Annotated in this window: 14 protein-coding genes, 1 tRNA gene and 1 pseudogene; 9 read left to right on the forward strand and 7 right to left on the reverse strand. The window is 68.7% G+C overall.

What is annotated here, in order from left to right:
* Positions 1–375, forward strand: a 375-nt coding sequence (locus tag CU044_RS38915) for a hypothetical protein (RefSeq protein WP_165372036.1), incomplete at its 5' end; no start/stop codon positions are given.
* A gap of 291 nt (positions 376–666) precedes the next feature.
* Positions 667–1761, forward strand: coding sequence for a glycoside hydrolase family 5 protein (locus CU044_RS32410; RefSeq protein WP_129772313.1), 1095 nt, complete (start codon positions 667–669; stop codon positions 1759–1761).
* 262 nt (positions 1762–2023) lie between these two features.
* On the opposite strand, the gene map is transcribed toward CU044_RS32410, so the two are convergent.
* Both map and CU044_RS39890 read right to left on the reverse strand, forming a co-directional pair.
* Entirely contained in the window at positions 2024–2806 is a 783-nt protein-coding gene (gene map / locus CU044_RS32415) for a type I methionyl aminopeptidase (RefSeq protein WP_129772314.1), read from the reverse strand.
* A 145-nt stretch (positions 2807–2951) separates the two neighbouring features.
* A pseudogene (locus tag CU044_RS39890) lies at positions 2952–3143 on the reverse strand (TetR/AcrR family transcriptional regulator); the annotation flags it as partial.
* 92 nt (positions 3144–3235) lie between these two features.
* On the opposite strand from CU044_RS39890, the gene CU044_RS32425 reads away from it, so the two are divergent.
* Positions 3236–4216 (forward strand): D-cysteine desulfhydrase family protein, encoded by a 981-nt coding sequence (locus CU044_RS32425; RefSeq protein WP_129772488.1) that lies wholly within the window; start codon positions 3236–3238, stop codon positions 4214–4216.
* Between the two features lie 7 nt (positions 4217–4223).
* On the opposite strand, the gene CU044_RS32430 is transcribed toward CU044_RS32425, so the two are convergent.
* The gene (locus CU044_RS32430) at positions 4224–4700 is read right to left on the reverse strand and encodes a DUF6194 family protein (RefSeq protein ID WP_129772489.1); all 477 of its coding nucleotides are present in this window, start codon (positions 4698–4700) and stop codon (positions 4224–4226) included.
* A 47-nt stretch (positions 4701–4747) separates the two neighbouring features.
* On the opposite strand from CU044_RS32430, the gene CU044_RS32435 reads away from it, so the two are divergent.
* Entirely contained in the window at positions 4748–5485 is a 738-nt protein-coding gene (locus tag CU044_RS32435; protein ID WP_129772315.1) for a MerR family transcriptional regulator, read from the forward strand.
* Positions 5486–5567: 82 nt separating this feature from the next.
* On the opposite strand, the gene CU044_RS32440 is transcribed toward CU044_RS32435, so the two are convergent.
* Positions 5568–6707, reverse strand: coding sequence for an amidohydrolase family protein (locus tag CU044_RS32440; RefSeq protein WP_165372037.1), 1140 nt, complete (start codon positions 6705–6707; stop codon positions 5568–5570).
* Positions 6708–7010: 303 nt separating this feature from the next.
* Entirely contained in the window at positions 7011–8267 is a 1257-nt protein-coding gene (locus tag CU044_RS32445; protein WP_129772317.1) for an amidohydrolase family protein, read from the reverse strand.
* A gap of 80 nt (positions 8268–8347) precedes the next feature.
* Between CU044_RS32445 and CU044_RS32450 the strand changes: the two genes are divergently transcribed.
* Entirely contained in the window at positions 8348–8794 is a 447-nt protein-coding gene (locus CU044_RS32450) for a MarR family transcriptional regulator (RefSeq protein ID WP_129772490.1), read from the forward strand.
* Between the two features lie 249 nt (positions 8795–9043).
* On the opposite strand, the gene CU044_RS32455 is transcribed toward CU044_RS32450, so the two are convergent.
* A tRNA-Pro gene (locus CU044_RS32455) sits at positions 9044–9120 on the reverse strand.
* A 138-nt stretch (positions 9121–9258) separates the two neighbouring features.
* On the opposite strand from CU044_RS32455, the gene CU044_RS32460 reads away from it, so the two are divergent.
* The 3 genes from CU044_RS32460 (at position 9259) to CU044_RS32470 (ending at position 11708) form a co-directional block, all read left to right on the forward strand.
* Complete coding sequence (locus CU044_RS32460) at positions 9259–9960, forward strand: transketolase (protein ID WP_129772318.1); 702 nt, start codon at positions 9259–9261, stop codon at positions 9958–9960.
* Between the two features lie 112 nt (positions 9961–10072).
* A complete protein-coding gene (locus CU044_RS32465) occupies positions 10073–10975 on the forward strand; it encodes a transketolase (protein WP_129772319.1) in 903 nt (300 codons plus the stop codon).
* 220 nt (positions 10976–11195) lie between these two features.
* Positions 11196–11708, forward strand: coding sequence for a DUF664 domain-containing protein (locus CU044_RS32470; protein ID WP_129772320.1), 513 nt, complete (start codon positions 11196–11198; stop codon positions 11706–11708).
* Here CU044_RS32470 and CU044_RS32475 read toward each other — a convergent pair.
* Positions 11680–12669, reverse strand: coding sequence for a LysR substrate-binding domain-containing protein (locus tag CU044_RS32475; RefSeq protein ID WP_129772321.1), 990 nt, complete (start codon positions 12667–12669; stop codon positions 11680–11682). The two genes, CU044_RS32470 and CU044_RS32475, sit on opposite strands and share 29 nt — an antisense overlap.
* 215 nt (positions 12670–12884) lie before the next feature.
* Here CU044_RS32475 and CU044_RS32480 point away from each other — a divergent pair, with 215 nt between their 5' ends.
* Entirely contained in the window at positions 12885–13742 is an 858-nt protein-coding gene (locus CU044_RS32480; RefSeq protein WP_129772322.1) for an aldo/keto reductase, read from the forward strand.
* Positions 13743–14029: the final 287 nt, after the last annotated feature.

Raw genomic sequence — 14029 nt, forward strand, 5'->3', positions numbered from 1 at the left:
GCCGTCGAGGACTGGCTGCGCGGACGCGGCGACGCCCCCGCCAGCAACCCCCTGCCCACCCCCTCCGACGCCGCCGAAGCACTCGACGACGACGCGGGACCCATCGAACGCCTGCTCCACGACAAGGGCAAGCTCTCCAGGCTCGACTACAAGGCCAACACCGACTGGTGGAACGCCTCACTCGGCATCGGCTTCGGCATCTCCGCCGGACAGGTCAGCCTCGGCTTCAAACTCTTCGGCATCGAGATGACCCATGAATCCAAGAACCAGACGATCACCGGCGATCCGACCTACGCCACCGGCCCCAAAAGCGGCGGCGCCAGGCCCTGGGTCGAATGGAAGAACTGCACGCGGACCAAGCCCATCCCGACCTGACCGGCAGGGCGCGTCCGGGACCGTCGACCCCAGATCCCCCATGCGTCCCACGCGCCACCGGGACCCGCATTGAAAACTGCGTTTCCGCAGGTCAGAGCCTGCAACAGCGACAACGACGGCGCCCGGGGCGGAAGTCCGCCCCGGGCGCCGCTGTCTGTACCAAGTCTTTACCCGGCCCTTGACGGTTAACTGTAAACAATCCTAACTTTTAACCGCCACCCCCGTGGAGCGCACCACATCCATGGACCCCCACCACGGATTTGTCATGTCCGCATCATGAAGGGTCTCGCCATGTCCCCATCGCTCCTCAAGAGACTGCGTCCCACCGCGGTCCTCGCCCTGGCCGGAGCCCTGTTCCTGGGCCTCGGCGTCACCGCACAGGCCGGAGCCACCGCACAGGCCGGCGCCTCCGCCCCGGCCGCCGGCCAGGACCGCATCTCCCAGGCCGCCCCCGCGGCGGACACTCCGGTCAGCGTCAACGGCAAGGTCCGCGTCTGCGGCACCAAGCTCTGCAACGCCTCCGGCACCCCGATCCAGCTGCGCGGGATGAGCACCCACGGCACCCAGTGGTACGCGCAGTGCGTGACCGACGGTTCACTGGACGCCCTCGCCAACGACTGGAACGGCGACATCCTCCGCGTCTCCACCTATGTACAAGAGGGCGGCTACGAGACCGACCCGACCAGGTTCACCGACCTCGCCAGCCGGATCGTCGACCAGGCCACCGCCCGCGGCCTGTACGTGATCGTCGACTGGCACCAGCTCACCCCGGGCGACCCCAACGCCAACACCGCCCGCGCCCGCACCTTCTTCACCGAGATGGCGCGCCGCCACAAGGACAAGGTCAACGTCCTGTGGGAGATCGCCAACGAGCCGAACGGCGTCTCCTGGCCGCAGATCAAGAGCTATGCCGAGACCATCATCCCGGTGGTCCGGGCCCAGGACCCCGACGGCGTCGTTCTCGTCGGCACCCGCGCCTGGTCCTCACTCGGCGTCTCCGACGGCGCCAACGAGACCGAGGTCGTCAACAACCCGGTGAACGCCGCCAACATCATGTACACGTTCCACTTCTACGCCGCGTCCCACAAGTCCGAGTACCTGAACACACTGTCCCGGGCCGCGGACCGCATCCCCATGTTCGTCACGGAGTTCGGCACCCAGAACTACGCGGGTGAGGGTGCCAACGACTTCGCCCAGTCGCAGCGGTACATCGACCTGATGGCCCAGAAGAAGATCAGCTGGACCAACTGGAACTACTCGGACGACAACCGGTCCGGCGCCGTCTTCAAGACCGGTACCTGCGCCCGCGGCCAGTGGACCGGCACCTCGGTCCTCAAGGAGGCCGGTATCTGGATCCGCGACCGGATCCGGAGCGGCGGCTTCTAGGGCGGGTTGCGAAAGTCCCGCCCGGAACCCTGCCGGGACGGCAGTGGCATGAGGGGCTCTCTTCCCGGATCCGGATCCGGGAAGAGAGCCCCGGTCCGTTCCTGAACAGCGCCTTCCTGGCCACCGCGACCGCCGCGGCCACCGGCCTGGCCCTCACGGCGCCGAGGCTCCGCTTCCCACGGAAGCCGGGTGCTCCTGCCTCATCCCGAGCAGGAGCGCCTTCCTCCACCGATGCTCGAAGAAGAGGAACGGGGCTCCGACCTCACAGCCGCGCGCGCTTCGGCAAGGTGAGGATTTCGGCTCCGTCCTCGGTGATGGCGATGGTGTGCTCACTGTGTGCCGTCCGGCAGCCTGTCGCACTTCGGAGCGTCCACCCGTCCGCATCGGTGACGAGTTGAGCGGTGTCCGCCATGACCCACGGCTCCAGTGCCAGCAGCAGCCCGGGGCGCAGTTTGTATCCACGGCCGGGCCGTCCGGTGTTCGAAACGTGCGGGTCCTGGTGCATCGTCGATCCGATGCCATGACCTCCGAACTCGGTGTTGATCGGGTACCCCGCCTTGCTGAGGACCGTACCGATGGCATGCGAGATGTCGCCGATGCGAGCCCCGGGCCCGGCAGCGGCGATCCCGGCGGCCAGCGCGCGTTCGGTCGCACTGATCATCGCGACGCCCTCCGGGGGCCGCGCGTCGCCCACGATGAAGCTGATGGCAGCGTCCGCGGCGACTCCGCCCTTGGAGACGGCGAGGTCGAGTGTCAGCAGATCGCCATCGGCAAGCGTGTAGTCGTACGGCCGTCCGTGGAGCACGGCATCGTTGACCGCCGTGCAGACGTAGTGGCCGAACGGGCCGCGCCCGAAGGACGGCTCGTAGTCGACGTAACAGGACAGCGCCCCCGACTCGACGATCATGGCCTTGGCCCACCGGTCGATGTCCAGCAGGTTCGTGCCGATCACGCTACGGCTCTTCAGCGTCTGAAGGATGTCAGCGACCAGGGCGCCTGTGTCTTTTGCTCGGGCCAACAGGGTGGAGTTCAGAATCTCGATCATGCGGCGTCCTTCTCGTGCAACCAATAACTATACCGGCCATACTGTACCGGTACTGGAATGGGAGGCATGGCCGTGCCGGCGGATGGGCTTGAGTCTCCCGCAGGCGGAGACGCCAAGGTGGGGGCATGGACGACGGCACGCTCTGGCGGATGACTTCGGTCTGGTTGCTCATCTCCAGGGTCAGATTCCCGAACAGACAGCCCGAGATGGTGCCGCAGCTCTGCTGCCCGGCGCGCTGGGCGGATTCAGTGGCCTCGAACAGCTCCCGTAGCCGCTGAAGGGGCGGGGCGTCGCTGCGCAGAATACGGTTCCAGCCGCTGCGCTGGCTGCTGTGCTGGGCTGGGCCGTGCTGTGATGGATGATCATGGATGGCTCCTCAGCGATCCACATCCGCCCACGACCGTGTTCGCCACTCCGGACGGAGACTTTATGAGTGAGAAGATCGCCCTGTCGACATGGCCCACGCCGATGGAGCCCATGCCTCGCCTCGCGGCGGCCCTGGGCCTGCACGAGGATGACCTCTGGATCAAGCGGGACGACCTGATCGGCCTCGGAGGAGGCGGCAACAAGGTCCGCAAACTGGAATGGTTGGTTGGCGCCGCGGTGGAGGCGCGTGCGGACACACTGGTCACCACTGGTGCCCAACAGAGCAACCATGCCCGTCTCACCGCAGCCGCGGGCGCCCGCCTGGGACTTGATGTCGTACTCGTCCTTCCCGGTACATCCGACAGCGCGGCGAACGCTTCCGGCAACCTTGTTCTCGACAGCCTCTTCGGAGCCCGCGTCTTCTGGGCCGGCGACGGCCACCCGGGCGGCATGGCCGACGTGGCCGAAGATGTCTGCCGGCAGTTGAGCCGCGACGGAGCGCGGCCGTACTTGATCCCCTTCGGAGGCTCAAGTCCCCTCGGAGCGCGAGGTTACGTCGAGGGCGGCGAGGAGATCCGTTCCCAACTGCCCGATGTGGACCACGTTGTCGTGGCAGTGGGTTCCGGGGGCACCATGGCCGGCCTGACAGGTGCGCTCGGGGAGGAGCGTGTGCTCGGTGTCCACTGCGGGGCGGTGGCGGATCCGGCCGCCACCGTGGCCGCTCTCGCCGGCCCGCTCACCCCACACGGCATCGCTCCCGATTCCCTGCGCATCCGTACCGACCAGGTCGGCGCGGGATACGGAGTCCTCCATGAACCAGTCCTGGAAGCGATGAGGACAACCGCGGCCACCGAGGGCATCGTTCTGGACCCCGTCTACAGCGGGCGTGCCATGGCCGGACTCATCGCCGCTGTGCGGGATCGCGACATCCGCCGGGGCGAGCGCACCGTGTTTCTCCACACTGGTGGGCTTCCGGGGCTGTTCGGACATGCGGAGACCGTGCACCGATCCGTCACAGCACTGCATTCCTGCGACCCCGTGTGAGCGGGGGTCATTGCCCAGTGGCTTCCCCCGGTTCGTGTCGCCGCTCGAACCGGGAACGCGCGGCGTCGTGGGCGCCGCGCAGAAGCCGTACGAGCGTGCCCATCGTCTTCTCCGCGGGATTGACGACAGAGATCCAGCCGAGCGCGCCGTATACCGGGTGCGGCATCACGCTGTCGGCGGCCGTGTAGTCGCGAGGGCGGCTGAGACCGCGCGGCTCCTCCCCCGTGAGCTCCCGGAACGTTGGCCGGTCGATGTGCACGTTCACACGCCAGCGGCCCGGATGATCAAGGTCGGAAGCGGTGTCGTCGGGGTAGTTCTTGGTGACGATCGTCCCGTAGGGCTGGACGTTCCGAGGCATCTGCCCGTCGGGGGCGTAGTAGAAGAACGCGTCTCCCCACACGAGCTCGGGGAAGTCGCCTCCCGGTTCCGGGCTGAAGACGAGTGCGCCGTCGAGGCCTCGCACGGCCGCGCTGATCTGTTCCATACTCATGGTTCAAGCATCACCTTCAAGTGCTGATGTGGGGTTGGCCCATGGGGAAGCCGGTGAGCGGTTCACAACAGGGGCCGCTCCGAACAGTCGATGTCGCCAGGGAGTCGGGGTACTCGGTACAACAGGTTCGCGACCTGGAGCGGCTGGGGGTCCTTCCCCCAGCCGCTCGGTCGAGCAACGGCTACCGTTCCTACACACCGCTTCACGTGCACGCCCTTCGCGCCTATCGAGGACTCGCCGGTGCCGTTGGGCCCGTCGAGGCCCGGCAGCTGCTCGCGGAGCTGCGAACAAAGACGATCGCGGAGGCTGCCGCGGGGATCAGCGCGGTGCATGTTCGGCTCGCGCGGGAACGGGACGAGGCTCTGCGGGCGCAAGAGGCGCTGCGCGCGATCCAGGCCGAGGCGGACACACCCGAGTTCGAGCAGGAGACCGACGCGATGACGATCACGGAGCTCGCCGGAGCGCTCCATGTACGTCCTTCGGCTCTGCGGTTCTGGGAGCAGGAAGGGCTGGTCATCCCCGAGCGAGTGACGTCACTGCGGGCACGTCGCTACGGTCTCTCGGCGATCGGAGCGGCCAGAATCGTCGCGGCCCTGCGCGGCGCGGGCTACGGCATTCCCGCGGTGCGCGCGATCATGGATTCCCTGCACCAGTTCGACGGCCTGGAAGCGGCCCAGCACATCCTGCGGCAACGTCTGGACCAGATCGCCATGCGGACCGTGGCGCTGCTCCGGGCGGGCACGGACCTGGCAGCCGTCGTGGCGCCCGCCGGACAATGACGGCTTCTTCCGTCCCCGCCCCGGTTTCGAGCACGGCACCAACGCGGTTGCCACCCGCGCCCGACCGGCGTTGCCTCCGCTGTCAGCGAGCGGCGATGTGGCCGGAGCTGACAACGGCACGGACGTGTCGCTGGTCGACCAGGTGGGAGATGTCCGCGAGGGGGTCGGCGTCCAGGAGGAGGGCATCGGCGACGCTTCCCACGGTGATGGTTCCCATCGTGGGAAGCTGACCGGCCTTCTCTGCCGCCCGGCTGGTGGCGGCGGCGATGACCGCGGAGTTCGGCACGCCGGCTTTCGCGAACAACTGCAGCTCACGCCGCAGTGCGCGGGCCGGTGTGGGCATGACCCTCGCGATGTCACTGCCCGCGACGAGTTCGACGTCGGCTTCCTGGAAGATCGGCAGCGTACGCATCGCGTAGTCGAATCGGATCCGGCACTCGTCCGCAGGGTGCTTGGGAAACGGTTGACCGTAGGTGGGACGTGCGGCGATCTCCTTGGCCTCGTCCGGGGTGAGAATGCCGTCGCTGCCGAGCCGGTCCAGGTAGTCGGGGCACGCCCCGAAAGCCAGTTGCTCCCAGGTGGCGATCGTCGGGCAGTAGAGCGTTCCCGCTTCGGCCATGATGGCGGCGAGTTGCTCGGCTTCGCTCAGGTCGCGGGGGTCTCGCGGAATCGGAGAGTGCTCGATGCAGTCGGCGCCCGCCTGGATCGCCTCCCGCATGTCGGTGCCTGTCGCGATGTGCACGAATACCTTTTTGCCTGCCGTGTGTGCGGCGGTGATGATCACCTCAAGCGCTTCCGGGGGCAGTCGTCGGCCGCCTCCGGGCTTGCCGTCGAACATGCACTTGATGTAGTCGACCTCACTGAGCCGCAGTCCCCGAAGGAAGCGGCGTGCGTCGTCGGCACTGCCTACTTCCATGACCCCCGAACGGTCACCCTTGAGGCCGGTCACCGGCCAGCCGTCGATACCGGTGAACGCCACTTCGGTGGTGAACAGCGACGCCATGGCGCTGTCCGCCTTGCTCACGTCGCGCAACTCGGGACTCAGTTCCGGCATACCCCCCAGATCACACACCGACGTGACACCCTCCGCGAGATACCCCGCAAGCACGTCCCGCAAGTGGGCGAACCGCTCAGGTCGGGGGAGCAACGCGCCGTAGTCCCTCAGGTGGGTGTGACCTTCCCACAGGCCGGGCAGCAGATAGCCACCACGGCCGTCGAGCACGGGCTCCCCGGCCGGCGTCGACGAACTCTCAGGGCTCGACGGGCGGATGTCCGTGAACCGTCCGTCCGCGATGTGGACATCCATCCCGGCCCGCGGAGCGCTGCCGGTGCCGGTGCCGTCGATGACGGTCACATTCTTGATGATCAAAAGGGTGCCTCGATTCCGTTCTGTCGTGCGGTATCAACCGTCGAGAAGGTGAGTGATGTTCGGCGACCGCCCGCATCCGGTGCCGTCCGGAGACAGAACGTGGTCCTGCCATACGCGGAAGGTGCGCACCTGGTTGCGACGAGCATGGACCGGGGGTCAGAGCATCCGGCCACCTCGGAGTGTCCACACCCGGTGGGCCGGACTGATGAGGTGCGCCAGGTCTGTGCGGGGGTCGGCGCTCAGCAACAACGCATCGGCGACGGCGCCCGGCCTGATCGTCCCCGCATGCGCTCCCTGACCGATCTTCTCGGCCACGTGCCGGGTGCCGGCGGCCAGGACGGCGCGCAGCGGTAGGCCCGCCTTGGCCAGTAGTTGCAGTTCACGGAAGAGGGCGATCGGTGCGGAAGGCATCAGGATGGCGATGTCGCTCCCGGCGGCGATCTTGACGCCGGCCTCGTGCATCAGCCCCAGCGTGCGCATCGCGTAGTCGAGTCGGACGCGGGATTCCTGGGCGGGGTGGCGCCGGAAAGGGCGCCCGTACCAGGCACTGCCGGCGATCCGCGGGATGTCCGCAGCGGTGAGGATGCCGTCCTTGGCGAGTTCGTCGAGGTAGCTCGCGTCGCCGTTGCGTCCGATCTGTTCCCATGTGACCAGGGTGGGGCAGTAGTAGGTGTTCGATTCGGCCAGCAACGCGGCGATGTCGACGGCTTCTTGGGTGCTGCCGGCGTCCTGGGGCAGGAAGGCGTGCTCGATGCCGTCCGCGCCGGCCGCGACCGCCTCCTCGACGTCACGTCTCCGATGGACGTGCACGAGGACCTTTTTGCCCTTCTCGTGCCCCGCCGCCACGATGGCCCTCAGGGCGTCGAACGACAGTTTGTCGGGTGCGCCCGGTTCGCCGTCGTAGACGCATTTGATGAAGTCGACTTGGTCGGCCAGCGCCAGTGCCTGTTGGTGGGCCAGGCCGGGATCATCGACCTGGAAGGCGATCGCGGCGCGCTCGGTGTCGTCGAGGACCGGCCAGCCCTTGACTCCGGTGAACAGGCGCCCGGCGAAGAACAGCGTGGCTGCCGGGTCGGTGGCCGTCCGCCGGTAGTCACGGATCTCCAGCGCGACGTCCAGCGAGCCGCCCAGATCTACGACGCTGGTGATCCCGGCGGCCAGGTAGTCCGAGAGCAGCCGTGAAATGTGCTGGACGCGTTCACTCTCGGGGATGTCCCGGGTGTGAACCCCGGCCAGATGGGTGTGCCCCTCCCACAGTCCGGGCACCAAGTACCCGCCCCGCCCATCGATGGACGGCCCCTCACCGGTCGTTGGCCGGATGGCGGTGAATCTCCCCTCGGACACGACGACCTCCACGTCGGAAAGGGGGGCGCCGCCGGTGCCGTCGACGACAGTCACGTTCCGAATGATCATCTGCGTCTCCGTGGGTTGGGCCAATTACATAGGTACCTATGCATCCTATAATACATAGGTACCTATACGATGTGTACGTGATGCTTCCAACTCCGAGTTCGCCGCCCGCTTCCCTGGTCAACACCGCCGCCCGCGTGCTCGCCCGGCTCAACGACCGCCGGCTGCGACCGCTCGGACTGAGCTTCGGACAGATGCCGGTGCTGGCCGCATTGGCAACGGGAGGCCCGCTCCCCCAGAAGGAGCTGGTCCGGCTGGCCCGGATCGAACAGCCGTCCATGGCCCAGCTGCTGGCACGCATGGAGCGCGACGGACTGGTCGAACGCGCACCCGATCCCGACGACCGGCGCGTGAGCCTGATTTCACTGACCGACGAGGGCGCGGCGAAGCTGCCCCAGGCCCGCTCGGCACTCCTGGACACCAACAACCGGGCACTCGACGGCTTCAGCGCCCAGGAGATCGAGACCTTGCAGAGTCTGCTGCGCAGATTTCTCGCGAATCTCGACAAGGAACTTGCCGATCAGCAATGACGCACCGGCAGCGTCGAGCGCGGCCGGCGCGATACAGCCTTCCTCGATGACGTCGCCGCCGGAGGCGACGTCATCGCTGTCACCGCCCACCTCAACCCCGTCCGCACCCCCGTCGGCCTCGCCGTCCGGCCGGCCCCCGGCCCCCACCGCCGGGCCACGTGGTCCCCAACTGACGCCCAGTTGGTCCCCAGAAGAACGGAAAAGGCGGTACCGGATTTCTCCGATACCGCCTACGACCTGCGAAAACGCTGGTCGGGACGACAGGATTTGAACCTGCGACCCCTTGACCCCCAGTCAAGTGCGCTACCAAGCTGCGCCACGTCCCGATGCCCGTCTGACCTGGGGTTTCCCCGGCCCGAACGCGCATGAGAACAATACCGCACTCGGACCGGTGGTCACGAATCCCTTTCCGGGCGGATCGGGCGCTTGACCTCAAGTGTGGTTGAAGTTGCAGCCTGGATCCTATGACGACGACAGAGATGACCTCCGTAGCGGGATACCAGGATCTGAACCGGCTGCTGGCCCTCATGACGGGCGACGAGAAGCACGGACCGGCGGCGACCTCCACGCTGGACGCTCTGTGGGTGCTGTACGACCGGGTCCTGCGCGTGTCGCCCGGGACCGTCGACGCGCCGGGGCGGGACCGGTTCCTGCTCTCGAAGGGGCACGGGCCGATGGCGTACTACGCGGTTCTCGCCGCGAAGGGGTTCCTCGCCGAAGAGACGCTTCCCGGCTTCGGCTCGTACGACTCGCCGCTCGGGCATCACCCCGACCGGACCCTGATCCCGGGCGTGGAGATCGGCAGCGGCTCGCTCGGGCACGGACTGCCGCTCGCCGTGGGCAGTGTGCTCGGGCTCCGTGCGCAGGGGCTCACCGATCCGCGGGTGTGGGTGCTGATCGGCGATGCCGAGCTGGACGAGGGCAGCAACCACGAGGCGCTCGCCTACGCGGGGCCGGCGGGGCTCGATCAGCTCCACACGCTGGTGATCGACAACGCGTCCGCTACCTACGGCTGGCCCGGCGGCATCGCGTCGCGGTTCGAGGCGGCCGGCTGGTCGGCCGAGACCGTCGACGGCAGGGACCACGAGGCGCTGTACGCGGCCTGCACCGCGCCGCACGCGGGCCGGCCCCGGGCGGTCGTGGCCCGTGTCGAGCCCAAGTCCTGACCCGCCGCGCCACGCCTTCCACCGCTCAAAGCACCCGCCCGAAGCACCCGCCCGGGGCACCCGCCAAAGCACCCGGGCACAGCACCCGCCCACCGTATCGAGGGGTATTTCCATGGACACCATGCGCGACCGCTTCATCTCCACCACCTCCCAGCTGCTGGACGACGACCCACGGCTCGCCGTCGTCCTCGCCGAGATCAGCCGGGACGGCTTCGACGCCGCGGAGCGGCGCCATCCGGACCGCGTGATCAATGTCGGGATCCGTGAACAGCTGCTGGTCGGGGTGGGCGGCGGGCTCGCCCTCACCGGGCTGCGGCCGATCGTGCACACCTTCGCCAGCTTCCTGGTCGAGCGGCCCTTCGAGCAGGTCAAGCTGGATTTCGGGCATCAGGGCGTGGGCGGCGTGCTCGTCAGCGCGGGGGCCTCGTACGACTGGCCCGCGGGCGGCTTCACGCATATGGCGCCCGGTGATGTGGCGCTGATGGACACGCTCGACGGCTGGGCGGTGCATGTGCCGGGCCATCCCGACGAGGCCGAGGCGCTGCTGCGGCGCGCCGCCGCCGGGGACGGACGGGATTACGTACGGCTGTCCATGCAGAGCAACGAGCGGGCACGGCCGGTGACGGGCACCGGGTTCAGCACCGTACGCGAGGGGCGCGCCGGGGTCGTGGTCGCCGTCGGGCCGATGCTGGACAACGTGCTGGCGGCGACGGAGGGCCTGGATACGACGGTGCTGTACGCGACGACCGTGCGGCCCTTCGACGGCGCGGCGCTGCGCCGGGCCGTCGCGGGCGGTGACGCGGCGGACGTCGTGCTCGTCGAGCCGTATCTCGCCGGCACCTCCACCGCCGCGGCCAACGACGCGCTGGCCGAGACCCCGCACCGGGTGCTGGGGCTCGGTGTGGCCCGTCGCGAGCTGCGCCGTTACGGACAGCTGGAAGAGCATCTGGCCGGGCAGGGCCTCGACGCGCGGTCGCTGCGGGAGCGGATCTCGGGATTCCTGACGCGCCCCTGACACCGCCCCTGGTACCTTCGCGGCGCTTCGTGGGGCGTGCGTGAGGCGGGCAAGAGGCGTGCGGAGAACCGACCTCGTCCGGATCGGTCCCCCGGAGCGCATCACCTGGCCGCACGAGGCAACCTTGGAGAGGACCGTGGCCACCGATCCGGGAACGGCCGGCATCGAAGGCGCCACGGAAGACGGACAGAAGCGCAGACCGACAGAAGTGGAGCCTGCCATGACCGCGAGCGGTGATCTGCTCATCGACGCCTTCGGCCGTATCCGCGAGACCGTCCACGAGGCGGTGGACGGCCTCTCCCCCGATGAGCTGGCCGTACGGCTGGACGACGGGGCGAATTCGATCGCCTGGCTGGTCTGGCATCTCACCCGGATCCAGGACGATCACATCGCCGACGCGGCCGGTACGGAACAGGTGTGGATCGCGCAGGAGTGGTCGGAGAGGTTCGAGCTGCCGTTCTCGCGCCGCTCCACCGGATACGGCCACTCACCCAAGGACGTGTCCTCGCTCGACGGGATCTCCGGGGAACTGCTCGGCGAGTACCACGACGCCGTTCACGAACGGACGGTGAAGTACCTCGGCACGCTCAAGGACACGGACCTCGGCCGGGTCGTCGACGACGCGTGGACCCCGGCCGTCACTCTCGGCGTACGGCTGGTCAGTGTCATCTCCGATGATCTCCAGCACGCCGGGCAGGCCGCGTTCATCCGGGGGTGGCTGGAGCGGCCCTGAATCCGGGACAGTCCTGCGTCCTGTCGGCGACGGCTCGGGGCGACGGCCTCCGGGGAACGTCCGGTGCGGGGGTCCGCGTCCCGGAGTGCGTCAGGTACGACAGCAGCTCCCGTGCGGCCGGGCCGGTGCGCTGGTCCTCCGGAACGGCCGCCGAGACCTCCCAGAGATGGTCCTCCGCACCGGCCAGCGCTATGGTCCTCAGCGCCGCGGCCTGCTCCTTGCGGGCGATCGGGCGGGGTACGACCGCGATGCCGAGGCCGTGACCGACCAGGTCGATCAGACTGTGCACGTCATTGACCTCCAGGGCGACCCGGCGCTCGATGCGGGCGGCGGCGAAAGCCCGGTCGGTGAGGCCGCGGGCGCCCCAGTCCTCGTGGAAGTCGACGAAGACCTCGCCACCCAGCTCGGCCCACCCGGCCCTCTCCGCCCCGGCCAGTGGATGATCCGGATGGCAGAGCAGCACCATCGGCTCACTGGCCAGTGGCACCAGTCGTACCCCCTCGGGCACGGCCCCGGACACGGCGACGAAGGCCAGGTCGAGCCGTCCGTCCGCCACATCGTCCACGAGCGAGGCGGAACCGGCCTGCCGCAGCCGTACCTCGACCTCGGGGTGCTCCGACCGGAACCGCGCGAGCAGACCGGGTACGTGTACGCCCGCGACGCACTGCTCGGTGCCGACGGACAGGGTGCCGCGCAGCAGCCCCTGGACCGCCGCGACCGCCTCCCGGCCCGCCCGTACGCTCGCCAGCGCGCGTGAGGCCTCCACGAGCAGGGCGTGGCCGGCGCCGGTCAGCTCGACGCTCCGGGTGGAGCGGACGAAGAGGCGGGCGCCCAGCTCGCGTTCCAGGGCGCGGACGGATGCCGAGAGTCCCGACTGCGAGACCATCAGACGCTGGGCGGCCCTGGTGAAGTGGCGTTCTTCCGCGACGGCGACGAAGTATTCGAGGTGTCGGAGTTCCACGACGTACGAGCCTAGACGCACGAGCGGAGACGTACGAGCAGGGACGAGCGGAGACGTACGGGCCTGATCGAGACGATCCGCCGGACGACCCGATTGAGAAACCCGGTCACTCAATGCGTTCGTTTTCTTCTATTGGACGCCTCACGGGCCGGCGACGAAGCTGGAGGGTGTCCGCCGGATCCGGCGGACACCGCAGCAGGAAGGTGCGCCACACCATGAAGACTCGCCGCATCGGAACCGTCGAGGTCAGCGCGATCGGTCTGGGCGGTATGCCGATGTCGATCGAGGGACGGCCCGACGAGGCCCGGTCCATCGCCACCATCCACGCGGCGCTGGACGCCGGGGTGACACTGATCGACACGGCGGACGCCTACCACCAGAACGCCAACGACGTCGGCCACAACGAATCCCTGATCGCCAAGGCGCTGGATTCCCACAGCCGGGGCTCCGAGGTGCTGGTGGCCACCAAGGGCGGCCATCTGCGTCCCGGAGACGGTTCCTGGACGCTGGACGGCTCCCCCGAGCACCTCAGGCGCGCCTGTGAGGCGTCGCTCGGGCGGCTCGGCGTGGAGGCGATCGGGCTCTACCAGTTCCACCGTCCCGACCCGGAGGTTCCCTACGAGGAGTCCGTCGGCGCGCTGCGCGAGCTGCTCGACGAGGGCAAGATCCTTCAGGCCGGTGTCTCCAACGCCGACCCGGATCAGATCCGTTCGGCGCACGAGATCCTCGGCGGCCGGCTGGCCTCCGTGCAGAACCAGTTCTCGCCGGCGTTCCGGTCCAGCGAGCCCGAGCTCGAACTCTGCGCGGAGCTGGGCGTCGCGTTCCTGCCGTGGAGTCCGTTCGGCGGGATCAAGCGCGCGGGCGAACTCGGTTCCTCGTACGCCCCGTTCGCCCGGATCGCGGAGGCTCACGGCGTGAGCCCGCAGCGGGTGTGCCTGGCGTGGATGCTGGCCAAGTCGCCCACGGTTCTGCCGATCCCGGGCTCCAGCCGTCCGGAGACCATCCTCGACTCGGTCGCCGCGGCCGATCTCGTCCTGACCTCCGCCGAGGTGGCGGAGCTGGACGCGGCGTGACGACACCCGCGTTCACGGAAGCACCCGCACCACACGGACCAGACGACTGACCAGACGACTGACCGCAGGACTGACGCACGACTGAGCGCACGTCTCGTCACACGTCTGATCCCACGCGTCACCGACCCGCCCCGGCACGATGGCCCGGGGCGGGTCCGCCGTATGTCCGGGCGGAACATGGCGGGGAACGGCGCCAACTCCCGTATCACAGTGGGCCCTTCCGACCCATTGACCCCCTGTAACAGGTGAACCTACGCTGTGCGACGTACTTCGGAAAGCGCTTTCTA

This window comes from Streptomyces sp. L-9-10 (assembly GCF_004151105.1).
Taxonomy (GTDB): domain Bacteria; phylum Actinomycetota; class Actinomycetes; order Streptomycetales; family Streptomycetaceae; genus Streptomyces.